We start from the raw sequence: 24,287 nt of genomic DNA, 5'->3' as shown, positions 1-24,287 counted from the left end.
GCGCCGTTTTGCTAGCTGGCCTGCCCGTGCGCGGCGTCACCGGCTTCGTTGGGATGGGATTCTTTCCATCGCCGCATGGCAGGTTCAATCGTACTCATTGGGACCCATCGCTGCCGGGTCTTCGAGCTTTGCACCAACGTTTCAGGAGAAATTTTCCCTCGGTCTATCCGAAGCAGCATCTCGGGTTCGCTGATGGGGCCGATCCGTTTCGTCGTATGAAACCATCCGTGGCTCATGTAATACCATTGGGCACTCATATGCTTCTCCACTGGGTTGCGGAACTCCCTCTAGCTTAAGTGATTTGGTCACATCGATCACAGCTGATTTTGGGGTGAATCTTTCGCGTCAAGGGTGGTGAATATGCCTCTATGGGGGCGTCAATTGCGGACTGTCTCCCCGCGGAAATCATCTTGTGATGGCGGTGATGAAACCAGTACTTTGGCATTGGACGGACCGAGTTGGATCCCGTTGATACTCGCCGAATCGACCACTCCATTAGGTGGTGGTTTTCACGAAAGCTGGTTTTTAAGTGATGGGGCAAGGCGAAACGAACGCTCGCACGAACATGCGTCACGGCTTCTGTCGCGACGTGCCGCGACCTTTCTACGATCCTTTCGCGATCGCAGTTTGGCGATCGTTGACAGGATTCATTGTTTGCGTGTTTGGCGTGACAAACGCCCTCGCACAAACCAGCGAAAAAATCGTCGTTTTGCCGCGTTTTGGCACGCCATCGTGCGAATTGAGTGAGTCCGTCATTCGTTTTCGAATCGAAAGCGAAGCCGACTCAGCCGACGCCGAACCAGACCCCACGGAAGCGACCCCCGTTCAGTCGACCGTTTCAGGACGCTTGGACATTCGTTCGGCTGACACCAATGCCTTGATCGGGCAGGTGGCGATTTCACCGGACACGGTTTCTGAACCAATCACGATCACCGAGCCCGGAATCTACGATGTTCAAATGCGAGTCCCTCGAGATCACTCGGGATGGCAACGTTGGTTGCGACTGGATTCGTTGACCGAAAGCGACTCGATGGATGTTGCACGCAGTTGGACGGTCGTGGCATTGCCAGCACGCCTCCCCACGCAAACAGGCATCACAAAAAATACGACCAGTCCACCCGCTGCCAAGAAGCTTCCGCCGTGTCAGGTGATGACGCGAATTGACATGGCGACGCTGAGGTCGTGGTGTTCCAACGCGAAAGCTGATTCGTCCGAATCCGAACACTCGCTATTGAATTGGAAATGGCGAAGTGAAGGTGCGCCCATTTCTCGTGACGCGATGATCTGGCAAGCGCGTTCGAATTGCTTGCAGCGAGAGATCAAATCCATTCGCGACAACGGGGTGGATGCAATCGTGCTGCCAATCGCGAAACCCTCACCCGGCGGCGATTCCGATGCAACGGCTAGCGGCCTTGATCCGATCGACGATGCGTTGCTGGTTCGCTTGGCAGCCGAGCAAATGATTCAGGCGGAAGGCCAAGTTTGGCTGGAACCACCGCGTTTGCCATGCGGTGCGCCGGTGGACGAGTTGGTGGATACCTGGAACCAATTTTGGGGCGACGGACTGGCCATCGGGTTTGTCGTGCGTTGGCAATCGGACACGATCCAGTGCCGACAATGCGGTCACCATCATGGGACCGACGCGTTGCTTCCAATCATTGCTGACTTGAACGATCAGCATCTGATGCTGGTTGAAGATGCGATCGCGGAATCGCCTTCGGCTGAGGATGCAAATGAGGCTGGTTTGCCCACTCTGCAACAAACGCTCGCTGAGATTCGTCGCTCGCAACCGAATCGAATGACCGGACAAGTTTGGCTCGTCCGAGACCATCGCCGGCAACCACCGCCGCGTTTGAACACGCATTTCCAAGTCGTTGACAGTCGGGGTTTTGGTCCGTTCGAAGGTGTTTGGTTGGGATACCAAAGCTCCGGCGTCGATTCTGCACCACCATCTGCTGCGAAGCTTGATGCCGTCATGGCGGAAGAGATGGACGACCAATGGATCGGTTGGTGGGACGAAGTTTCTCGTTCGGTCAGTCGGCCAAACTCACCGCCAGTCACTCAGTTTGTGTTGGCAGACGTCGAAATGCTCGACACACCAAGCGGAACCGCCGCTTGCTACGCGTGGAAACACTGGAGTGACCAACTTGCGACCGTCGTGTCGGAAGCTTCCGCTGGCAAACACCAATCGATCGATGGATTGGTGACCGTGTCGGTGCATCCGACCAGCCACTGTTTGGTTTTGATCAACCGTGCGCCGTGGCCAATGAGCGTCACGCTGACGACAACGGAATCAACGAATTGGAAGACGGAACCGGGGAAAGACGCCAGTCAATTGATGCTCACGAAGCCCGAGCAAACTGCTTTGGGAGCCCGATTGAAATTGCCTCCGCGTCAGATGGTTATCTGCCAGAGCGAAACACCTTTGCCTCGAAAGCTCGCTTGGACCGGATACGTGTCTGATCCCGCCGCGATGATTCCGAGAATCACCGAACAAGTCACGATGATTGTCGAGCATGTTGGCTTGCTGAGCGAACTGGATCGATTGCCTTGTGGATTGAACACTGCGACAGATGTCGACGAGACGCAGACTGCACCTACTAGATCTTCGATCGATCGTTGGAATCCTGGTCGGGTGATCCAAGCCAGCACGACTTTGTTGCGATCACCAAAAGCAGCGACACCGCCTTCCGTTCTTAAAGCACCCGAGTCATTGCTCAGCAACGGTGGCTTCGAGCAAAAGAGTCTTCCGGATGCGAACGCACGATTGGGGATACCCAGTTGGATGCACGCTCAGCATCCCGCCGATGCGGTCAAACTGGATCCGCGATCGGCTTTTCGAGGCGAGCAGAGTGTACGACTCGCTGCACGCGACTCCTCGGGAACACAGGCTTGGTTGATCAGCAAAAACATTGCCACTCCCGATGCCGGACGCGTCGCGATCTCGATGGCTCTAAGAGGTTTACGCGAACCCACCAAAGAACTCTCAAAGCCCGATGGAACGACGGAACCAATCGGCAATCCCATGTCACGCGGCCCAGCGTGGACTCAATCCAATCAAAATCGGCCTGCCGCTTCTCTTCGAGACGGGGCCGCTGCGGAACCTTCTAAAACTTTGACGTTGCGAGTTGCGTTGGAAGGTTCCCTTGATGGACAGCCCTGCCGTCATTGGCGTGAGGTGGAAGTGCCCGTGGATGGGAAATGGCAGGACTCAACCGTGGTCCTGGAGTGGTTGAACATCGACGTGGAAAACACACGCGACTTGCGAGTCACGATCGACAATTTGTCAGACGGAATCATTTGGGTGGACGACGTTTTTGTGTCCGATTGGTTTGCCAGCCGAGCCGAACGAGCTGAGATTCAAAGTTTGGCTTACTTGGCCGTGCAGGGTCTTCAGCGGAACGACATCAAGGCGGCGGCACAGTTGCTGAATCAATTCTGGGCGAAGCAGTTGTTGCAATTCGCAAAACGACGATCGGTGGATCCAAGACGCGCCGAGGTGAACCGATCGTTGGTTGAGCCCGTCTTTGGACGAGGTGGTTCCAGCACCGTTGCGGTCACCTCCGTCGCAGTTGGGGCGCACGAATTGGGGGCACCCTTGGCCGCCATCAACACCGCGGGTTTGACATCGAATTCGCCAATGCCCACCAATGCATTGGCACCAACGCCGGATCCGAATCGGCCGCCCGACACCGCAACGAATTCACAACCGGTGGTGGATTCGCCCATGCAAAGACCAGGCGTAACCGGCAGAATTCGCAACTGGTTACCACAGCCGCTAAGATTTTGAGTCCCACTTGATCAGTCGAACGCCTTCCCGAGGTTTGGCTTATGTCCCATTCGCAATCGCATCGATCAGAACCTGCGAACGCTGAAAAAAGCAGTCGATCGTCCCTTCGTTTTTGGGGGCGATTCGTGGCGGCGGTTCTCGGCGTCGCATTGATCGTCGGTGGGGCGGCGAGCTATTGGGCCGTTTGGCAATCCCGCCAGGTGCCTGAGTTTTATAAGCGGGCATTCAATCAATCTGATCAAGCGATGCAGGTTGCAAGAAATCAATTGCAACATGACGTGCAGCAACTGCAATCGGATTTGTTGCGGCGTGGTTCTTGGAACGCGTCCTTCAGCGAAGATGAAATCAATGCGTGGTTGTCTGATCAACTGCCAGAACGTTTTGACCGTTTGTCGAAACGTGGGGTTCGCGAACCAGCCATTGCGATCGAAGACGGACAAATTCTCGCGGCGGTTCGGTATCAGTCATCGCGTTGGGACACGGTCGTGTCATGCCGCTTGTCAGTTGAGATGACGGAAGAGCCCAACCTGCTCGCCATTCACTTGTCGGACCTGAAAGCCGGCGCATTGCCGCTGCCGCTTGAACCGTTTGTTCGCCGTATCAGTCGCGAAGCTGCGCTGGGCGATCTTGATATTCGCTGGGACTTCACCGAAGACGGGCCGATCGCGCTCGTGCACATTCCGCAAGAAGATCCGCACTACGCGTTCGCACCGCTGATCATCGAACTGGTGAACCTGACGGCCGGACGTTTGCGATTGTCTGGCCAAGCGGGCCAGTTGGCTCAGGATTACTACTCGCCACGCGGTCCATTGCACCGATTCGTGTCGTTCCGAAAACAATCGCAACCATCAAGCGAACCAGAGCAAGAAAACTCAGACCCGCAAAACAAGGCGACGGATGGAAAGTCGGCAGCCGTGACTGAAAGCCTCGAACAGAGCTCTGATCAAGAATCCGTGGCGACCAACCGAAGCTTTGAACAGCGTCGAGCTGATTCTCGGGCATCAGGGACGAAAGCTTCCGGTCAACGTTGGATGGTCAGAAAGCCATCCCAAGCGACACCCGCTATCTTGCGAACTCGATCGGACGATTCGCTGTCGCAGTACCAGTGATCATGCTGGAAATGGAGTTGGAATTGTCGAACGCTTTTCCAAGCAATTGATTCAGCGATTGGTTCCAGCTCGACCGTCGTGCGGAAGCCATTTTGATTCGCATCGCATGACGAAGTGGCGGGAAACGCTCGATGAGTTCCGCATGCGATCCGAGTGACACTGCCTCGGTTGTTGGAAATTGGGCCTTCGTAATCCAAGTACCGTCGACGATGGTCGGGCAATCGCTTCATCGGAATTTGTTCCGTGGGCTCCAAGTCAATGACGGGCGTTGCAAACGTCCACAGTTCGCCATCACCGGGAACTTCAAACATCCAGTCGAAATGGTCCCCGCGTGAGACCGTGCCGCCGGCCGATGGATCTTGTGCGGAAAGACTTGGGACGCGGTGATGCAGCACGACGCATCGCAGCGGCAGCATTGAATCTGGATGCGCCGGATTTTCTGCGATCGGGCTCACGACAACGGAGGCAACTGGTGACCCATCTTTTCGCGTTTGGTTTCCAGGTAACGAACGTTGTGCTCGTTCGTTGGCGGAACGATTGGAACTTGGTCAACGACTTTCAAGTCAAAGCCACGAAGGTTGAACGCTTTCGTTTTCTTGGGGTTGTTCGTGAGCAAGCGAACTTCTGACAAACCGAGGTCTTTCAGGATCTGAAGGCCCACGCCGTAGTCACGCATGTCGGCTTTGAAGCCCAGTGCGTGGTTGGCTTCGACCGTATCCATTCCTTTGTCTTGCAGAGCGTAGGCTCGAATTTTTTGAGCCAATCCGATCCCACGACCTTCTTGCGGCAGGTAGATCAAAGCGCCACGTTCTTCGCGGCTGATCATGTCCAGTGCCATGTGAAGTTGATCGCCGCAGTCGCATCGCAGCGACTGAATCAAGTCGCCGGTGAAGCAACTGCTGTGCATTCGAACCAGCGGCGGCGTGCCAGGAGCGGTCAGGTCACCAAACACGAGTGCGATCGGTTCTTGAGCTTCGTAGTTGACCCCGTAAACGATGACCTCGAAGTCTCCATAACGTGTCGGCAGTTCGGAAGTCGCCGCACGGCTGACGAGTTTCTCGCTGACTCGCCGATGAGCGATCAGGTGTTCGATGCTGATGATCTTCAGGTCGTGCTGTTTCGCGAGTCGAGCCAAATCGTCACGCGAGGCACGGTCGCCGCTCTCGTTCAGCACTTCGCACAGAACGCCAACCGGAGCCAGGCCCGCCATGCGTGACAGGTCGATTGCTGCTTCGGTGTGCCCGGCGCGACGCAGCACGCCGCCTTCTTTGGCGAGCAACGGGTACACGTGTCCGGGACGCACGAAATCCTCTTCGGTGGCCTCGGAATCCGTCAATCGGCGGATCGTTTCGCTTCGTTCCGCGGCGGTGATGCCAGTTTTTGCCGTCGCAATGTCGATCGGCGTCATGAAAGCGGTCTGCAGCGGAGCGTTGTTTTGCGGCACAACGGGGGTCAATTCCAGGCGTTTGCAGACTTCTGGCAGGACCGAGACGCACAACTGTCCGCGCCCGCCCAAAATGAAATTGATCAGTTCGGGGGTCGCTTTTTCGCCGGCGCAAATGAAGTCACCTTCGTTTTCACGGTCTTCCGCGTCGATCACGATGATGACTTCGCCTCGCGCAATGGCTTCGACGGCTTCGGGGATCGTGTTCAACTCAATCGAGGATGACATATTGGGTAGATCAGGTCGGCGATGGGGAATGGTGGAAGCCGATGCGGCGAATTTGCAATGACTCGGCGATGGACCTGCCCGTATTATACGTGTTGTGGAAACCTCGCCTACGGACCCAAATATGACGCAGAAACCTTTTTCAATCAGTCGTTTGACGCCGCTGAAGTTCTTGCCAATGGCGGTTCGGCGGAAGGCTCCAATGCCCGGAACTCTGGTGGCTCGATTGGGTGGCGTCGTCGCCTGCGGGTTCGTTTTCGCGTCAACGTTGGCTTGGTCCGCGGATGGTGGAAATGCGGTTCAGCCGAAGGAAGCCGCCACCGCCAAAGACGAAGCCGCCACCGCCAAAGACTCGGTTCAGTCCATCGAGGTGCGGCAGTTTCTCGATCTCCGCTACAGCGATTCCGACGGCAGTGCGGGATTGTTTGATTTGCACGTGCCGATTTCGGACCAGCACACCGTCACGACGAACGATGCGGGTGACATTGTCGTGGAAGGTTCGCCTCGACCCGCGGTGCTGATGATTCATGGCGGTGGTTGGGCGATCGGGGACAAGTGGACTCTCCGAACGTATTGCGATCGGCTGGCTCAACTGGGCTTCGTCGTCGTCAACATGAACTACCGCTTGGCACCACAGCATCAATTTCCGCGGCAGGTTGATGACGTTCGGCAAGCTCTGTTGCAGCTGGTCAAGCACTCCGATGATTGGAAGATCAATCTCAATCGTGTTGGGATGTTCGGCTACTCCGCGGGAGGTCACTTGTCGGCGTTGATCGGAGTGATGGGCAACGAAGATCGAACGACGCAAATGTTGGCCAGTGAGTGGCCGCAAGATGATCCTCGTTGGGACCTGTTGCCTCCCATCGCCGCGGTGTGCGCGGGTGGGCCCCCGTGTGACTTTCGGATCGTACCTGATGACAACGCTGGGCTGAGTTACTTTCTGGGTGGAACGCCGCGGGAAGTGCCTGACAATTACTTGGGAGCCTCGCCGACCGCCCATGTTTCACCTGGCGATCCTCCGATGCAGTTGATCCATGGTGAAAAGGATCTGTTGGTTCCGATCGAGAACAGCGAGAAGTTCGCTGCGGCTCTGGTCGACGCCGGCGTGGCGGTTTCGTTGACCGTGATCGAGAACCAAGGGCACATGATGACGCTGTTTCATCCGACGACAAAACAACATATCCAGGACTTCTTTGTCAAACAGCTTTTGGATCCGTAGTCAGCGGTTCGGGATGTTCATCGTCTGGTTTGGCGATCACGCCAACACAGCCAAGGCAACCGCCAACGTCAGCAACCCGGCGCCCGACAATCGCATCAGCAGAAGTTTGCCGCTGAGGTCGGCTTCGTCCCCGCCCCAAATTCTTGCCGCGGTGTAAGCGAGCAGAACGCCCCACAAACCGCGAAGTGAGTAGACGACATTCAGTCGCGCGGCGTCGCCAAATACTGAGACTGCGATCGTGATGCAGAACGCTTGGCAGGCGAGCAGGATGATCGCGGGAACGAGCAACTTCCAATTGTTGTTGGAGACGACGGGCCGCCATCGAATCCATGGCAGTGCCAGCAGCGAAAGTGCCGCGACGATGACGAACACGGCGGGCAGGAACCGAGTCGATCCCCAATCCGGCGACCAGCGTTGCACCAACAAGTCAAACGTCGCGTAGCAACACGCCGCTCCGAGTGCCAACGCGATCGTCAGTCCGATTCGGCGAGGATGATGTTGGCCAGTCCACTGAATCAATGCGATTCCGGTTGCGGCCAAAATAGCGGCTCCCCAGATGGAGCTTGGAACACCGTTGGCCGACGAAAACGCGAGCAAGCAGGTGACGAAAACAACCTTCACGCCGAAGACCGGTGTCGCGATCGAGACATCGCCGACTTCCACCGCCGTGAAAGTCAGCAGCAAGCCCATCATGAACAACAACGCAACGATCGCCGGTTGCCAAAAGTTCAGCCAGTAAGTTTCCGGTCCGTCGAAGAGCCACAGCAGCGACATCAACGCGGACGAGCCCATGTTCACGCAGAACAAAAGCGTGACTTGACCGACGCCATCAGGACGCGCGGCGGATCGGCTGACTCGTTTGACAAAGATCAGCCCGCAGACAAACAGAACGCTGGCCAGCAAAGGAAGTAAAAGGTGCATGGCGGAAACAATACCGCCTGCTCCTCCAATGCGATAGTTGAACCCCTGTCATCGTCGTCGCCGATCTGCCGTTGCTTTCGTCAGGAAGAGATCACTTGGTCGAGGACGTTTCAGTCTGCTTCTTCACCGAAACCGTATCAAACAGTTGGCCTTCCAGGTCATACGACTTCAGTTGCAATTCGTTGCCATTGACCGCGACGTAAACGAAGTGGTGTCCGCGACGAACGGTTTGCTGGAACGGAGGTCGGATGGGGCCGGCTTGTTCAAGACCGCCACCGCCGCCACCGGTGATCATGTAGATCGTGCCTCGGTCGTTCTGAGGTTTCTCGTTGTGCATCTTCCAGGTTCGTTCGTAAGAGTGGATGTGTCCATTCCAGACAATGTCCACACCAAAGCGATCGAACAATTTGGTCATTGGGCGAATTCTCAAGTCGCCCCAATTGCTCTTGCCTTTCCACAGGTCTCCGTAGTCGTTTTCGTCGGATGAATACGCGGGATGGTGAAAGCTGACAAACGTCCAAACCACTTCGCCATCCTTCTTTTCGGATTCGAGTGCGGAGAGCTGTTTTTCGAGCCACTGATACTGTTCGCTGTCCGGACCCATTTCCTTGTTGGAATCGAGCATGAAGAACGCTGCATTCCCATATCGAAACGAGTAGTAGTATTCGGGTGCGGGAAGGTCCATGTACCGGTAGTAGTGATCCGCATTCCGTTCGTGGTTGCCCAGGACAGGATAGAACGGGACTCGAGAGATCAGCGGGTTCATGCTGGAGAAAAACTGATAGACCCATTCATTCTTGATCGTGCCAGTGCTGACAAGGTCGCCGGGGACCACCAAGAAGTTTGGTCGAAGTCCCCATGCCAATTCACCGACTTTTCCGCTGACGGCAGGGTTGCCCTGCGTATCAGAAATGACAGCAAAAGCGTACGGAGTTTCAGGCAGAGAAGCGGTTTGGAACGATAGCACTCCGCTTTCGACCGAAGCTTTGGTTTCGATGTCGGTCGCGGTGACTTGATAGTAGTGCCCGGTTTCGGGGGTCAGGCCATCCAACAACGCCGAGTGGATAGTTTTGTCGTCGGAACCGGCAATGCTCTCACGGTCGAATTCCGCGGTTTCTCCGAAACGCACCGTGACTTCGCACTCGGAATTGGTTTCGCAAACCACTCGAATGCTGTCGGTGGTGGCGTACTGCAGAAACGGAGCGACCAAGAAGTCCAACGGGGCTTTCTTTTTCGCGGTTGGAGGAAGCTCTGCCCATGCTTCTTGATGTTTGAAGTCGTGTTCAATCCATGCTGGTTTGGCTGCTAAGTCGTAAACAGCGATTTTGGCGAGTCGTCCACACATGGGATAGGATTCGTTTTTGTCCAAGTAGGCACCGACCGCTAAATCGGTTTGCTTCGGATACAAAATTGGTCCGCCTTGGACATCGGTTTCCGCATCCAGCTTGCCATTGACCCATAGCTGCATGGTTTCACCATCGTAAACACCCGCGACGTGGAACCATTTGCCAGGAACCGCTTCGGTGTTTCCTTCCAAGTAGGTCATCATTCCATTCCCGTCGTCAGCATCCTGGCTGGAGAGTCCAAACGTGAATGTTTTGTCGTTGTAACCAAGAACCCAACCTTGTTCTAAGTCACCATTGTCTTGAAGAGCCGAGACGATGCCTCCGTATTGAGTCATTTGATCCAGCGAAACCCAAGCGGCGATGGTGATCGCTTCACTGGGAAGTCTGGTCTGAAGATCAGTCCAGGGTTGGTCTGCGACGAAGTAGGAACGCACTCCGTCCAAACGAATGGCATTGAGCCCATCAGAATCTTCCAACGTTGGAGATCCTTGACCGGTCAGGCTGGGACCCAGTTGGCTCTTTAGTTTTCCATTTTGAAAGAAGGGTGATCCAAAAACCCAATGCGCCCGAGGGTCGGGGCCATCGTGTCCAAAGGCTGTTGAGCATGTCGTGAAAGCAAGAAGGAAACAGATGACAGGACGGAAGGCCCGTCGTGGGATCGAACGCATTGGGTATCTCAAAGAAGGAAAACAATTCATGGAAAACAGGTGTCGTGATGGATCAGGGTTGTTCCACCACTTCGCCGCCATCCCGGGTGCCCAAAGCGGAGAAGATGGTCATGTCGATTGATTCGGTAAGGAATCGGACCGATCCGTCGCCGGCACAGAACTGAGCACCGCCGGTGTGTTGGCTGCCGAAGCTGACTTCGTAGGCTCCCCACTCGGGCGAGTCATCTGCGGTTGGGATGTCGACAGGTTTGGCATAGTTGATTGGCACAGCGGTTGAACCGCCCATTTCCGACCAGTCGGTACCTTCCCAGTTGTCGAAATCGTCGCCACCAATTGCCCAGTGATCTTTCCGGCCGGAGTTGGCGTTTTCAGCGGTTGATGCGATGGTGGCCAGTTGTGGATCGGGGATCGCTTCGCCGAACATCAGGGTGTTGGACAATCCATCGATCACGTCGCGAAACTTGGTGGCTCCACCCATGCCGCCTTGGGCAATCCGAGCACGATCGGGATGACGGGTTTGAATCATTCCATCCAACTCGGAGTGGTGCTTCGTCGTTTGGCTATCGCCCCACGTTGGTTGGTTGTCGCGACCCCATCCCCATGAAGGTTTCCAGTCATTGGGTTGGATGCCAGTCACAACGGCCAAGTAGTTGGCTGGCGTACGGGCGGCAACGAACCACGGTGGCGAATACACCGACGCGTCAAAGATAGCTGAAGGGGCGACGGAGGAAGGACATCGCATGACGCTGATCATCGCTTCGCAAGCGGCGACTTGTCGATCCCGTGGATTCGCGGATGAGATGTCGGCGTTGCTGAGCGCGGTGCCTGCCGCCCAGTTGGTCGAACCAAACGTGAGCGATTCGAAGAGGTTGGACTGTTCACAGTAAGGCATAATGAATGCGCTCCAGTGACCACCTTCCTGAGCTTCGCCAAGCATTGGCAAGTCTTCGCTGTACGCGGAGGCAAAGTTGTGTGTTGCCAAGCCAAGTTGCTTGAGATTGTTGCTGCACTGCATTCGTCGTGCAGCTTCGCGAGCCGCTTGGACAGCAGGGAGCAGCAAGCCGACCAGAACACCGATGATCGCGATGACCACCAGCAATTCTACGAGGGTGAAGCCATGTCGTTGGCGAAAGTTGTGTCGTTTCATCAGATTGGTCTCGAATGGAAAATTGCGTAGTTGCGGAGAAAGATTCTTCAGGACTGTTTGGCTGGGATATCGAATTCGATTCGGTTGTCGCTTCCGGAGACGACTTCAAACTCGAGAGTGGATTCGCCTCCATCGCCGTAAGCGGGCGGGACAATGTCTTTTGTGATCAGACGGCGGTCGTCATCCGCCTTTTCATCGCTGGACCCGATGGTTTCGCCTTTGCCACTGACGATGCAAGAAAAACTGACTCGATACTTTCCGGTAGCGAGGCCTTCGCCGGCGGTCGAGCGAAGGAACAGTTTTCCGGTGGCATCGGTTTCGCCGACGCCGAGGTTGTATTGGTTGACTTCTTCGTCGACCGGGCGGACATAGACGATCAGACGTTCGTAAGGCTTCCCGTCGAGTGTGATTTGGCCACTGATTGGATGAAGAAGCGGTTCTGAATCGCAGCCGGTGACGAGGAGGGACGCTGTCAAAATCAGCAACGCAGCAAAGGGTTTCATTCAGTCGGGCTCTGGAAATAGGAAAGCACTCAAGGTTTGAAAGAGCCGCAACTTATACGTGCTCAATATGAAGACCCGGTGGTGTGCTTGTATGGGTTCGGTGAATGTCTGCCGAACCCAAGCGTCATGTTCCAGATGACGTCAATGCGCCTGTAAAAGTGAGCTGTTTGGGCAATGCCCACGGTTCATCGACCGCGGTTCTCTGTTCAGCCCGACCGCCTGGGTGTGGGGGCTCGATGCCTTGGGGGGTGTGTTCTAGGATTGTTTTGTTCACACCACCGCACACCCGAAACGCACGCGTCCTTGTTCACGTTGCTTGACGGATTGTCGATGCAGCAATGGTTTCGCGATTCGCCGAATGCGTTGCCACCACATTCATGGAGGTGGATTTGTCGCGAACGTTGTGCGGTTCAGCGGATCAACCAACCGAAGAAGGCTTTTGAAAATTCGGCATGGACAACGGTACCGAACCAAAGCAAGGCGACTCGATCACACGAGACGACACCGACGTGGATTCCAAAGCAACGGTGTCGTCGTCGCAGTCATCGCATTTGTTGGGAGCGATTGAGTCACCGCAGATATGGTCGGCTCAACATCTGCGCGGGCACGTCGGCGGATATGAACTCGTCCGAGAAATCGGTCGAGGTGGTTTTGGAATTGTGTATCTGGCTCGTGATGAAAAGCTGAAACGCAATGTCGCTATCAAGATCGCTCGACCAGAAATCGTTCGAGACGTCGCTGCGATTCGGCGATTTCAGGACGAAGCTCAATCGGCCGCACGGCTCGATCATCCTGGGATCATTTCGATCTACGACAGTGGTGAGCAGGATGATCTGCACTACTACGTGATGCCTTACTTGATCGGGCAGCACTTGGGTGACTGGTTGGCGAATCAGTCGTCGCCGATGCCCGAGGTGGAAGCTGCCCAATGGATGATCCAAATTGCCAACGCGGTGCAGTATGGCCATGAAGCGGGAATCATTCATCGCGACCTGAAGCCGCAGAACATTTTGATGCAGCAGTCCCCCAGCGGCGAATTGAGAAAGCCCGTGGTGCTTGACTTCGGACTGTGTGCCAATACGGAATCAACCGTAGCGACGACCACGCGGATCGCGGGGACGCCTCGCTACATTGCGCCCGAACAAGCCATGTTTGGGAATCGACGGATCACGCCGAAGAGTGACGTCTATTCACTCGGCGTGATGCTGTATCAGATGCTCACGGGGACCACACCTCTGGCGCCCGATAGCTTTGCCGAAGCTGTCCTGATGCTGCATCATTCGCAGATTGACGGTCCGCAGAAGCATCGACCGGAGCTTTCCGACGCGATGCAAGCGATCTGTTTGAAGTGCCTGAGACGCGATCCCGATTCACGTTATGAATCCGCCGCTGCGTTCGAAGCTGACTTGCAACGAATGCTAGAAGGACGACCAGTCGAAGCAAAGTGCCCCGGTATCCTCGAACGATTCGGCTATGAGCTTTATCACGGACCGCTTGAGAGGATCTTCGGATGGGCAATCATCGCGATCAATTTCTTGATTTGGGCGTGGGCGGCGATCGGCGGTTTGTTGGTTTGGCAGCGTCATTCGAATGAGCCGCAACTCGCTGAAACCCTGCCGGAGTTCATCTTCTTTGTGGTGCTGGTTGTCGTTCCATTCCACTTGCTGGGAGCTCACGCCGGATCACTGATGGTTCGCGGGACCAAGCATTACCGCTGGCTGGCGTTCATGGGCTTGGTCTCTTTAGTTTGGTCAGGGATTCAGGCGACCAACTTGTTCACCAGTGGGACCACGTTGAAAATCTACGAAGGGCGTGTGCTGGCAACGACCTTGGTTTTCCTGGTGATCGCGCCCGCGTTCTTTGCCCAAGGTTGCATGCTCGTGGCGGGAGCCTGGACGGCGTGGCGTCGAAACCGCTCTAACGTTTGATTTGGAAGGCGAGTTCGTTTTGGCCGTACTTCTTGCCGTGAACGTCTTCCATTGTCAAACGCAATCGATAGTTGCCCGCTTCGAGAGACTCAGGCAAATACATTTGATAAGCGATGAAGTAGTCACGCAATTTGTTCTTCGACATTTGTTTGTCGACTGGCAACGATTGGCTGGCAACGCGGCGTCCTGATTCATCGAGCAAATCGTAGCTGCCCTGCAACATGGTTTCGAAGCCATCCTTGCCACCTTCGCTGACTCGTTTGGCCACGAAGTTTTCAATTTCGCAGTACAAGATGACTTGTTGGCCGGGATCAAACTGGCGTTTCGGAAACGGTTTGACTTGCCCGTACGCTTCGATCTCGGTGCAGAATTCCAACGCGCGAACATCGAGCGAATCCGTGGCGGCTGCGAGGAACTCGGTCGCTTGACGAATCTGTGGAAGTGCGGTGCTGAATCGTCTCGAAGGAACGGGGTGCCCGTTCGGATCGATGATCGTCCAAAGTCCGAGCAGTTGGTGACGCAAGTACTCTTGTTCTTGCGTGGTCAATCCTTCGAGTTTGTCGACCGCGCGATCCGGGTCGCCCGACAGAACCATCAAGTGACGCTTGATGATTTGGCGGCGTTGTTTTTGTGCTTCGGATTCGTTCGGTTCGGCTTGTCCGAGTCGTTGCAGCAGAGCGTCATAAAGTTCGGTGTCGCTCAATGATTCGATGTTCACAGCTGCAGCGACATCGGTCGATGCTGGCTTGTCCGACGACTGGGTGGCCGAGACTTGTTGGACGCTGGTGGCACTGTTGTCGTTCTTGGTCGCGGCAGCGGCTTGGTCCGACAACGAGAGTGTTGAATCCGGCGTTTCAGCGATCTTGTCCGAGAAGTTCCAAGAGGCGGGTTCAACTGGTTGTGCCGGCGATTGGTCGGCATCGTTCATGTTGAACGACTCGTCCGCGAAAACGTCTTCGAGAACTTGGTCGGTGAAGTTGAATTCGGAGATCGGCTGAGCGGACTGGGCCACGTTGTTGGCGACCGGTTCGACCGATGGTGTGGCCGGATCCGATTCGGTTGCCGCGAATGCTTCGGAAGCCACGTCGGCGGGAGTCTTGGGATGATATTCCGCGGCGATTCGTTGCGGCGTCAGTCCACGATCCACCACTTCGTCCGGCAACGCGGGCAATGTGTCCAGTGACGCTTTCAAAATGCCGTCGATGCCGGCAGGTTGGCTGGTCGGTTTGGCTTTCTTGTAAGACATCGCCATCAGTCGGCGGATGGCTTCGCGTTGAACCTCAGGAGGGTGATTTTTCAACGCGTCCTGGATCATGCTGATGTCGACTCCCGCGTAAGTGTCCGGCGACGCGGGGGCCTGCTGGCTTGTTCGCTCGGTGGCTTGGTTGGCTTTGGGGGATCGCGTGGCATTTGCCATCGCCGGCGAGTCGCTGACGTAGCTGACTTGGCGAGTCGCGGCGCTGAGTGCTGTTGATGAGAGGTCGTCCGAACCTGGTAGAGGGGCGGCCGCTTGAGCGGGAGTGGACGTTGGGGTGCTGGAATTGGCCGCGGGTGCGGATCCCGTTTCTTTTCGAGTGATCGGGGTTTTCGCGGTCGCCAATCGTTGCGGAACTTCCTCGAGCAGCGTCTCCGGCGTCGCGTCTTCACCTGAGATGAATATGTCGCTCGGGCCCTGATTGGCGTGCTTTTCGAGACTGGACCGACCGTTGAGCGGCGAGAACAATCGCGAACGATGGCACCCGAGGCTGGTGAATCCGGTAGCCAGCAAAGCGACGGCCAATCCCGAACGTGTCAGCGAGGATGGTTGCGCAAACCATTCCGTGAACGAGAGCGGGAGGAGGAGACGTGGCGAGGACATGACGAACCTAGCATCGGAGGCGGGAGACAATCGACCGGCCAGACGCTACGAAATGAAAGCCCTCGGGAACAACGTCAATTTGATTGAACAATTCTTCATCGATTCGCCGAAAATCCCGTGAAACCTTGATTTCTCCCCCCAATCGAGCTTGTCCATTTGAGGCTTCCCGGTACGATTCAACGCAGATCGTTGATCGATTGTGGACGCACCCGACCCTCGCGTTGTTGCTAGCAAATGGTCAACCTCGGAGCCTGTGCCGATGGATGGGCATGATGGACGAGCCTTTCACGTGAACGTGTTTCCTTTGCTGCTCCCCTCAGGAGGGGATCGAATGAACAGTCGAGTGTTGTTGGTAGTTTGTGTCTTGTTGGGTTCGGCCATTGGTTCGTCTGCGAGAGCGGATTGGACCCAGACTGTATTCCCTGTGAAGACACATGACTTCGGGACCGTCGCGGTCGCGTCAAAAACGGAATTTCGCTTCCCCGTGGTCAACACGTTCACATCGGATCTGCATATCCGATCGGTGCGCGAAAGCTGTGGTTGCACCACCGCGATCATCGAAACCGCGACGATCGCACCTGGTCAGTCCGGATCGATCCTCGCTCGTTTCAATACACCCACCTTTCGGGGAAAAAAGGGCGCGACGTTGACCGTCGTGATCGACAAACCCTTCTACAGCGAAATCCAATTGCGAGTGGATGGATACATCCGCAGCGACATGGTCTTCCACCCCGGGGCAATCGAATTGGGAACGATCAACCAAGGCGAACCCAAAACGGGTGCGACCAAACTGTTTTACGCAGGTCGAAGCGACTGGCAGGTTCTTGACGTCCGATCGAATACACCTTGGTTGGTGCCATCGTTCAAGCAAACCGAACGTGGTGCTGGCAAAGCCAACTACGAGTTGTCGGTTGAAGTTCGCGAAGATGCTCCCGAAGGCTACTTCCAAGACGAAGTGATCATTCAAACGAACGATCGCAGCATGCCAAATGTGCCTCTGCGAGTCGTTGGCACGGTGGAATCCGCCCTGTCGATCGCTCCTCAATCCATCGCCGTTGGAACGATCAAGCAAGGCGACAGCGTTTCGCAACGTTTGGCTATCCGCGGTCGCAAACCTTTCGCGATTGAGTCGATCGATTGCGAAGGTTGGAAAGTGGACTTCTCGGCCAGCGAAGACGAGCGAATGATCCACATGGTCGACCTGACATTGACCGCCGACACCGCACGCGGAAATCAACGCGTTCCGATGGTGATTCGCACACGCGGTGAAAATGCCGTGACCGCGAAAGCAATCGTGACAGCGAATATCGCGGCTGAGCAAGTCGCTCAAGCCCAGTAAGACGCTGCGAACAAAACGAATGAAGCCGACGGTTGAGTGTTCGACCGCCGGCTTTTTTCATGCGCTGAACGAACGCGAGGTCGACTGATTGCCAGGTTGCAGCCGCAACCAAGTGATTGCCGTCTTGGAGTCGCAATGAATCAAGCACCGTCGCGAGCGGTGGCGATTGCGGAACAAAAGCTTGCCGCTGTCGACCTCTCGATGATCCCGACTGCCGAAGTGCCGCGGTCAGACCTTGAGGTCGACACCGGTTGCTGGCGTCATCCAAGATGCGGCCGGTGTCGCTTGGATGACTGGTGTGTCCGCACTGGTCTCACGAGGACGCGAGCCGTTGGTGTTGCCGCGATTGCGATAGCGTTCTCGATCCATGCCCGTGTTGCGGTCGGAATGGTCTTGGCCACCGAACGAGTTCTGGGTTTGGTCGAACTCGGACGCACCGTTTGGATCGGTGGTGATCTCGATCGATTCCAAACGCATGCCTTGCGACTCAAGTTGTGATCGCAGTTGCGGCAGGTGTTCCCGCAGCAGTTGGCTGGCGGCTTCGGATTCGGTCACCATTCGGCCGCGAAGGTTGTTCTCTTGGATGTGAACTTCCAATTGAACGGACCCCAATTCCACTGGCGACAGACGCATGCGGATGTGGCCGCCGTTGGGCCCCAGGGTTTGAAATCCACGGCTGACTCGCTGGACCATTTTGGCTCGCGCGACGGCCGATGTTTGGTCCGTGCCCGACGCTTGCAGGCCAGCTTTGACTTTGCTTTCCGCCTTCTCCGCCGCTGGGGTCGAGGTGTTGATCGGATTCGTTGGATCGTTGTTGTTCGCCGTCGTCGATGCCGCGGAACTGGTTGATCCAACTGCGGTCGTTCCACTGGATGCGGATCGTGACGCGGATGTTGCAGCCGCGGTCGTCGCACTCACCGCTGCCACCGCGGCGGTGGGCGTGGATGTCTTTGAGGCGGCTTGCTCGGCCAGTTGGTTCAGCTGTGCTTCGTCGACATCTGCCTCAGCACCCGAAGCGGCCAGCGACGGATCAATTTCGATTCCGTTTTCACCGGAACTGGCATTCGTGGAAGCCGCGGCACCACCCTGCACATAGCCATTGTCTTCGCGAGAATAGCGACGACGTTCGGTGCGTCGTGAATCTTGCGATGGTTGATCGTTCGACTGTTGCTCGAAAGAGCCCTCTTCCGTCTCGGTCGTTCCGGACTCCTTGGCCGAGGTTTCTTCGAGCCTGTCGGTCTGATCCGTCTTCAGCGTTGTTTCTTCTGCCGAAGCATCCGCCGTTTGTTCGTCCGAACGTCGTTCCGAATTGCTGTTCACCGAGACCGAAACTTCTTCGGAAACGATGCCCTCCGTGTCGACGTCGACTTCTTCCTGTTGCTGTTCGCCATCGGGGAGGACCAGCGTTTCCTCTCCGTCAGCCGTTTGTTCGGCGTTGACGGCGTCGCTGTCTTCGGATGACTCTGCCTTCTGCGTCCACGCCACGTCATCGGAGCGATCCGACGATTCGTTTTCTTCGTTGGACGTTGCGACGGCTTTCTCGGCAGATTCCGTGACCTGTGTTTCTTCCACCTGATGATTGGACGTGGTCACCGCTGCGGCGGCAGCGGCGTCATCTCGGGTTTCGAGGTCGTCGTCACTCGAGTCGTCGCGATCATCGGTTTCGGTGGTCAGCGACTCATCCGTTGCCGGGGATGATTCTGAAGCAACTGCGGTTTCAGTTGTTGCGATCCTTGCGAAGATCTCGGCGAACGGATCGCCCAATCCCGATGTCGGTTCGCTCAGACCGTTGACGCGAGCGGTTGCAGAATTGCCCAACGCGGCGAACGCATTTTCCGCTCGCTTGTTGGTGCTCAATGTCGAGACCGAGGTCTCTGTCCTTGATTGGACTGGTTTTGTCGTCGTCATCGCGGTCCCCCCACCGTGATCATCGGGATCCTGGTGGGAATACCTTGACCTCAATCACCCACCGCGAGCTTCGTCGATGAGTCCGGTCGTCGGCATGCCCTCGCCGATTCGGCGTAGGATCTCGTAGAGCTTGTCCATTTCTTCCGGCGTCGCAAACTCTGCCAAGATATCTTTTCGTTTATCGATGGGCATGGCTTGAATGATACTGACAACGTCACCGATTTCTTCGTCATCGTACATGCGCAAAAGCTGCTCTTTTGCCTGTTCTGCCTCAAGTGCCTGGAGTGTGCGTTGGACTTCCTGCAGTCCTTCGTCTTGAGCTCCTTTGCGAATTTCTTCCAAACTGCGATCAAACGATGTTCGGCGTTCATCAAACCGTTCGCGTTGCAATTTCAATTCGGCCATTTGAAGAGCGATGTCGTTCGCGGCTTCTTTTTGGCTTCGCATTTTAATGTCGCTATCCAAACCGTCCCGTCTGCGAGCATCGAGGATCTCGTCGAAGTCAGGTTGTTCGCGATCTTCACCTTCCTGCATGATTTGCCGGAGTTGGTTGCCGGTGATATCGATTCCATTGAAGAGCGCGATGACCTTGGTCAACGTCGCAACGTTGAGCGTTCCTCGCGACGCGAAGTAGCCCAACAGAATTATCATTGTGAAACAGGTTGCGGTGCTGATCATCGCAACGGATCGCATCAAGAATCTCATCGTCGAGTCTCCTTGGATTGAGCTGCCATCGCACGTCGTCGCAACAGGAGGCGAGCGGAGGTCAGGTCATCGGCTTCGGCTTGTTCTTGTTTGGCTTCGAGTGACCGATGTTCGGCCAATTGGGTTTCACGCAATCGCTCGAGACGCTTCACTTCCGCTTCGGCGTTCACCAATCTCTCGCGGCGTTTCTCCAGTTCTTGGTTCAGTTGCCCGAGGGTTTGCTGAAGCGAAATTTGGTCGGCGTGCAGCTGAACGTCATAGCGTCCCTGGTGCAACATTTGGTCAACGGACACGCTGGCTTGTTGCAAGGTTTGGTTCTTCGCTGAACGAATCATTTCTCGTTGCGAGTCGATGTCTTGGATCTGCTCGTTGATCCGCTGAATGGCCTCGAGAGCCTTTCCCACCTCGGCGCCCGCCTCATCTCGCTCGCGACCTCGCAAGTCCATCAGAGAATCAAATCGGAAGCGGAACGGCGGCATACTGAATCAGGGAGTGGAGTTTCGAGGGAATGGATTGGGCGAAGCGTGATCGGCAATCAGGCTGGGTTGGGAGCGGGTGCTGCAGCTGGTGGTTGGTTCAGTTGAGCGAGCGCGGCGGACGCGGCTTGGTGCAGTTTCAGAACCCGTGCCTGGGATTCGGCGATGGGCGTGATGTCGGTCGCATCTTGTCGCAACAGATCATTGATCGGGTCTCGCATCGCGATGGCGGTGTCCACGCGAGGGTCGCTGCCGGCGCGATAGGCTCCGATGGAAATCAGGTCTTCGCTGGATTGGAACTGGACCATGTGCTCGCGAATTCCCAGGGTGGATTGATAGATCTCCGGAGTCACCAAATGGTTGGCGACCCGGCTGATGCTTTCTGGAATATCGATCGGCGGGTAGTGACCGCGGTGGGCGAGTTTCCGATTCAGGACGATGTGCCCGTCCAGCAAACCTCGGACGGTGTCAGAAATGGGTTCGTTGTTGTCATCGCCTTCGACCAAGACGGTGTAGAACGCTGTGATCGAACCTTTGGTGGTTCGGCCAGCACGTTCGACCAACTGCGGCAACATGTTGAAGACGCTGGGCGGATAGCCTCGGGTGGTCGGTGGTTCGCCGGCGGCCAGTCCGAGTTCTCGCTGCGCCATGGCAAAGCGTGTGACGCTGTCGACCAAAAGCAGCACGCGGTGCCCTTCGTCACGAAATTGCTCGGCGATCGCGGTCGCGGTCCAAGCCGCGGAAAGTCTTTGGGCGGCGGGTTTGTCGCTGGTCGCCACGACGACGACGCTGCGTTTCAGTCCCGCGGCACCGAGGGCCCGCTGCATGAATTCCTGAACTTCACGTCCTCGTTCGCCGACCATTGCGATCACGATTCGGTCGGCGGTCGTTCCACGTGTCAACATGCCGAGCAAGGTGCTTTTGCCAACACCCGAACCGGCGAAGATTCCCAGCCGTTGACCGACGCCACAAGTCAGCATCGCATCGATAGCTCGAACTCCGGTTTGAAGCGGCTCATCAATCGGTGGTCGATCCAGCGAATCGGGTGCGGACCGAGACGCGCTGACTCGAACGAGATCTTCGCTGAGTGGTTTGCCATCGATCGGACGCCCGAAGGCATCGATGACTCGTCCGCAGAGAGAATCGCCGACACGCAACGTGAGCGATCGCGAAACCAAGCGAACTCGGTCTCCGGCCGCGAGTGCTGAGATGGCTTCCATCGGTGCGAGGATGGGCCGCGTGTCATCAAAGCCGATGACTCGCGCGAGAGTTGGCTTGGCGTCCGGCGGCATCAATTCGCAAATTGCACCGAGGGGAGCGGTCATGCCTTGAACGGTCACCGCATCGCCAGTCACGGAAGCAACGCGTCCACGAATCTGCGAGAGGACCAACGAGCCGAGTGATTGGCGAATCGTCTCCGGATCAGGCAGACGCGGCGGATGGAGCTGAGGAACCGCGGGCAGGTTCATAGGATTTCCTCCCGCAGTCGTTCCAGCTGAGCTTGCAGTCCGGCGCGGATTTCACCGCCTTCTTGTCGCACGACCACTTCGCCGACGGGAAGTGTTTCATCGGGGATCACGCAAGACTCTTCTGGCAGATCGGGACTCGCCAACAGCTCATCAAACCGTTGACCAAGTTCCGCCAGCATGTCCGGGTGAACGGCCAAGACCAAGCGTCCCGCCGATCGTGTGCTGTGCAACGCTTCGCTGGCCCAACGGACCAAGAGGTGTTGTTGATGCGGGCTGTCGCTATATCCCGCCTCGGCGAGAGACGCTGGGACGGGCGATTCGTTCAGGTTGGCTCGCACCATCCGTTCGGTCGCCGCGATCGCGGTTTCGGTCAGCACTTCCGCGTACTGCTGCATCCACTGGTCGTACTGAGCGTGCATCTTCGTGCTGGCATTTTGCAATGCTTGAAGCTGCGACTTCGTTTTGGTTTCTGCGAGTTGTGTGATTTTCTTTTCGATGTCTTCGGACGCTTTTTTTACTCCGTCCTCATAGCCACGAGCTTCCGCGGCCTGCTTCATTTCAGCAGCTTGTTTCTCGGCTTCAGCCAAGATTTTCGCGACTTGCTCGCGAGCCTGGCGAAGTTCTTCCCGCCCTTTTTCTGCCAAGTCGTTGAGGTTGAATCCGGCCAAACCCGATATGCCGCCGGGCTGTTTGCCAACGATATCCGAGTCAGCCGCCTGCGCTCGATCGACTTGATCTGCGGGGACACGAGTGGAGACACCGGCACGAGTCGTCGGCTGTGCATCGGCGGGAGTCAGATTTGACAGATCAGGACGAGCTGCCGTATCAGCACCGCTCTTGGGATCGGCGTTGTGTTTGAGTATCGAAGCCATCGCTACGCCGCCATCGCTGTGGTGGATGGTTCCGCTGAAGCAATGAGGACCGCTTCTTTGGCTTCGTCAATTTCACGCAGTTCCATGGATCCGACGCTGGCAAGTTGAGATCGAACTTGGTTGGCTTGTTGTCGCGGCAGCATGCTGATCGCGGAGTCGGCCGTTTTGTTAGGCAGTCCACACAAGCACAACATGGCGGTGCGAGTGGGAACTCGTCCGAGTGCTTCACACAACAATCGTGGTTTCATCTTGATGAGTCGCTGATGAACATCGTCCGTTGAAAGGCCCGATGTAGCAGGCACGGTATTGGCAGACTGCGAGGCGTCGTTCGGTTCGTTGGATGTTTCGCCTGGGTGGTGGACTCGCAGCGTATGCGCGGATGGATTTGGATCAGCTTGATTGACCGCGGTGGGGCCGACCGGCGTTGTCGCAGGGTGTGCCGAAGGATTGGCGTCCAACGGCCGAGCCGAATGATTCGCGGTGTTCGGTGGTGCCGATTCCTGCGCGGGTGTCATCTCAGAAAGGATCGCTTTCAAGCGAGGCGACACGGCAGCGGCTTCCGTGGGAACGTGACGCGCCGCTTGTGCGGGATCCCAACCTTCGGAAGGAGCGTAGGCGTTGATCAGATCTTGAAGCGGATTGGCTCGCGAACGAGCGATCAAGGCTTCGGCTTTCGATCGGAAGGTGCTCGCCAAATCCTCGATCATCGAGTCGGGGAACTCTTGCAGTCGTCCGATTCGGCTGAGGATGTCTTGGCGTTCTCGCGGTGGGAATTGCGGCAGAATCGCCGCGGCTTTTCTCGGATCGATCGATGCCATCACGACCGCGATCGTTTGTGGGTGTTCGCTCTGCAACAAACCTCGGACGTCGTCGTTGGACAACGCGTCCATGAAGTCAAACGACTGGTTCGCTGATGGTGCCGGTGCCGCGTAGGTGCCTCCCGCCGAGTGGTTTTCGACCGGTGACCGAGTGGGTGCTTGGTTGTTCCGATCCGATGCGGTTCGGCTGAATACGATCTCGTCGACAGGATTGCCCGCATTTCCGCGGTTGGACCCAACTGGTTGGCTTTGCCGCATCGAGCCCGCGAAGGATTCCAGGGCTCGTTTGTGTTCCAGGGGATCGACTTCGTCGAGCGAGGCGACTTCGTATTGCAATCGTTGCTGTGATTCGACCGGCAATTCGCCCAATAATTTCGCGGCGACCGGTCGTGGTAAATTTTTTAGAACGATTGCCACACGTCGCAACGAAGCGGCGCGTCGTGCGTCATCGTCAGAGCGAGGAGAAGCGGCAGCCACGAGGACACCTGGAATTCGGGTGAAAAACGGGGGCAGAAAATACGCGAGCGACGGATGCGATCCTG

At 56.5% G+C, this 24,287-nt stretch carries 19 protein-coding genes; 5 read left to right on the top strand and 14 right to left on the bottom strand.

Features of this window, described 5'->3' with window-relative positions; genetic code table 11:
• Nucleotides 1-11 precede the first annotated feature (11 nt).
• Nucleotides 12-236, bottom strand: coding sequence for a hypothetical protein (locus CEE69_RS21030; RefSeq protein WP_099262578.1), 225 nt, complete (start codon nt 234-236; stop codon nt 12-14).
• A 296-nt stretch (nt 237-532) separates the two neighbouring features.
• Here CEE69_RS21030 and CEE69_RS21025 point away from each other — a divergent pair, with 296 nt between their 5' ends.
• Both CEE69_RS21025 and CEE69_RS21020 read left to right on the top strand, forming a co-directional pair.
• Nucleotides 533-3,790 carry a hypothetical protein gene (locus tag CEE69_RS21025; RefSeq protein ID WP_099262577.1) on the top strand — a complete coding sequence of 1,086 codons (3,258 nt, stop codon included), beginning with the start codon at nt 533-535 and terminating at the stop codon, nt 3,788-3,790.
• 41 nt (nt 3,791-3,831) lie between these two features.
• On the top strand, nt 3,832-4,899 hold the full coding sequence (locus CEE69_RS21020) for a hypothetical protein (protein ID WP_099262576.1): 1,068 nt from the start codon (nt 3,832-3,834) through the stop codon (nt 4,897-4,899).
• Here the strand turns inward: CEE69_RS21020 and CEE69_RS21015 are convergent.
• Nucleotides 4,812-5,315, bottom strand: coding sequence for a hypothetical protein (locus tag CEE69_RS21015; protein WP_158231053.1), 504 nt, complete (start codon nt 5,313-5,315; stop codon nt 4,812-4,814). The genes CEE69_RS21020 and CEE69_RS21015 overlap by 88 nt on opposite strands.
• 35 nt (nt 5,316-5,350) lie before the next feature.
• Nucleotides 5,351-6,571 (bottom strand): GTP cyclohydrolase II, encoded by a 1,221-nt coding sequence (gene ribA / locus CEE69_RS21010; protein ID WP_099262574.1) that lies wholly within the window; start codon nt 6,569-6,571, stop codon nt 5,351-5,353.
• A 199-nt stretch (nt 6,572-6,770) separates the two neighbouring features.
• Between ribA and CEE69_RS21005 the strand changes: the two genes are divergently transcribed.
• The gene (locus CEE69_RS21005; RefSeq protein WP_390179992.1) at nt 6,771-7,787 is read left to right on the top strand and encodes an alpha/beta hydrolase fold domain-containing protein; all 1,017 of its coding nucleotides are present in this window, start codon (nt 6,771-6,773) and stop codon (nt 7,785-7,787) included.
• Between the two features lie 36 nt (nt 7,788-7,823).
• Here the strand turns inward: CEE69_RS21005 and CEE69_RS21000 are convergent, their stop codons facing one another.
• From CEE69_RS21000 to CEE69_RS20985, 4 genes are all read right to left on the bottom strand, one after another.
• A complete protein-coding gene (locus tag CEE69_RS21000; RefSeq protein ID WP_099262572.1) occupies nt 7,824-8,708 on the bottom strand; it encodes a DMT family transporter in 885 nt (294 codons plus the stop codon).
• A 91-nt stretch (nt 8,709-8,799) separates the two neighbouring features.
• Nucleotides 8,800-10,530 (bottom strand): LamG-like jellyroll fold domain-containing protein, encoded by a 1,731-nt coding sequence (locus CEE69_RS20995; protein ID WP_233215484.1) that lies wholly within the window; start codon nt 10,528-10,530, stop codon nt 8,800-8,802.
• A gap of 244 nt (nt 10,531-10,774) precedes the next feature.
• Nucleotides 10,775-11,869: a DUF1559 family PulG-like putative transporter gene (locus CEE69_RS20990; protein WP_099262570.1), complete on the bottom strand. Its 1,095-nt coding sequence runs from the start codon at nt 11,867-11,869 to the stop codon at nt 10,775-10,777.
• Between the two features lie 47 nt (nt 11,870-11,916).
• Nucleotides 11,917-12,372 (bottom strand): hypothetical protein, encoded by a 456-nt coding sequence (locus CEE69_RS20985; protein ID WP_099262569.1) that lies wholly within the window; start codon nt 12,370-12,372, stop codon nt 11,917-11,919.
• Nucleotides 12,373-12,824: 452 nt separating this feature from the next.
• Here CEE69_RS20985 and CEE69_RS20980 point away from each other — a divergent pair, with 452 nt between their 5' ends.
• Nucleotides 12,825-14,300: a serine/threonine protein kinase gene (locus CEE69_RS20980; RefSeq protein WP_099262568.1), complete on the top strand. Its 1,476-nt coding sequence runs from the start codon at nt 12,825-12,827 to the stop codon at nt 14,298-14,300.
• On the opposite strand, the gene CEE69_RS20975 is transcribed toward CEE69_RS20980, so the two are convergent.
• A complete protein-coding gene (locus tag CEE69_RS20975; protein WP_099262567.1) occupies nt 14,290-16,158 on the bottom strand; it encodes a hypothetical protein in 1,869 nt (622 codons plus the stop codon). The two genes, CEE69_RS20980 and CEE69_RS20975, sit on opposite strands and share 11 nt — an antisense overlap.
• Nucleotides 16,159-16,489: 331 nt before the next feature.
• On the opposite strand from CEE69_RS20975, the gene CEE69_RS20970 reads away from it, so the two are divergent.
• Complete coding sequence (locus tag CEE69_RS20970) at nt 16,490-17,497, top strand: DUF1573 domain-containing protein (RefSeq protein WP_099262605.1); 1,008 nt, start codon at nt 16,490-16,492, stop codon at nt 17,495-17,497.
• Nucleotides 17,498-17,725: 228 nt separating this feature from the next.
• On the opposite strand, the gene CEE69_RS20965 is transcribed toward CEE69_RS20970, so the two are convergent.
• The 6 genes from CEE69_RS20965 to CEE69_RS20940 form a co-directional block, all read right to left on the bottom strand.
• Nucleotides 17,726-19,354 (bottom strand): flagellar hook-length control protein FliK, encoded by a 1,629-nt coding sequence (locus CEE69_RS20965; RefSeq protein ID WP_233215483.1) that lies wholly within the window; start codon nt 19,352-19,354, stop codon nt 17,726-17,728.
• A gap of 105 nt (nt 19,355-19,459) precedes the next feature.
• On the bottom strand, nt 19,460-20,110 hold the full coding sequence (locus tag CEE69_RS20960; protein WP_099262565.1) for a hypothetical protein: 651 nt from the start codon (nt 20,108-20,110) through the stop codon (nt 19,460-19,462).
• Entirely contained in the window at nt 20,107-20,589 is a 483-nt protein-coding gene (fliJ, locus tag CEE69_RS20955; protein WP_099262564.1) for a flagellar export protein FliJ, read from the bottom strand. Before fliJ ends, CEE69_RS20960 begins: the two co-directional genes overlap by 4 nt.
• A gap of 56 nt (nt 20,590-20,645) precedes the next feature.
• The gene (locus CEE69_RS20950) at nt 20,646-22,055 is read right to left on the bottom strand and encodes a FliI/YscN family ATPase (RefSeq protein WP_099262563.1); all 1,410 of its coding nucleotides are present in this window, start codon (nt 22,053-22,055) and stop codon (nt 20,646-20,648) included.
• Complete coding sequence (locus CEE69_RS20945; protein WP_099262562.1) at nt 22,052-22,927, bottom strand: FliH/SctL family protein; 876 nt, start codon at nt 22,925-22,927, stop codon at nt 22,052-22,054. Before CEE69_RS20945 ends, CEE69_RS20950 begins: the two co-directional genes overlap by 4 nt.
• A 2-nt stretch (nt 22,928-22,929) precedes the next feature.
• The gene (locus tag CEE69_RS20940; RefSeq protein WP_099262561.1) at nt 22,930-24,222 is read right to left on the bottom strand and encodes a FliG C-terminal domain-containing protein; all 1,293 of its coding nucleotides are present in this window, start codon (nt 24,220-24,222) and stop codon (nt 22,930-22,932) included.
• Nucleotides 24,223-24,287 lie beyond the last annotated feature (65 nt).

Source organism: Rhodopirellula bahusiensis, assembly GCF_002727185.1.
Classification (GTDB): domain Bacteria; phylum Planctomycetota; class Planctomycetia; order Pirellulales; family Pirellulaceae; genus Rhodopirellula; species Rhodopirellula bahusiensis.
The sequence above is the reverse complement of the archived record's forward strand: the minus strand, read 5'-3'. Positions and strand labels throughout refer to the sequence as shown.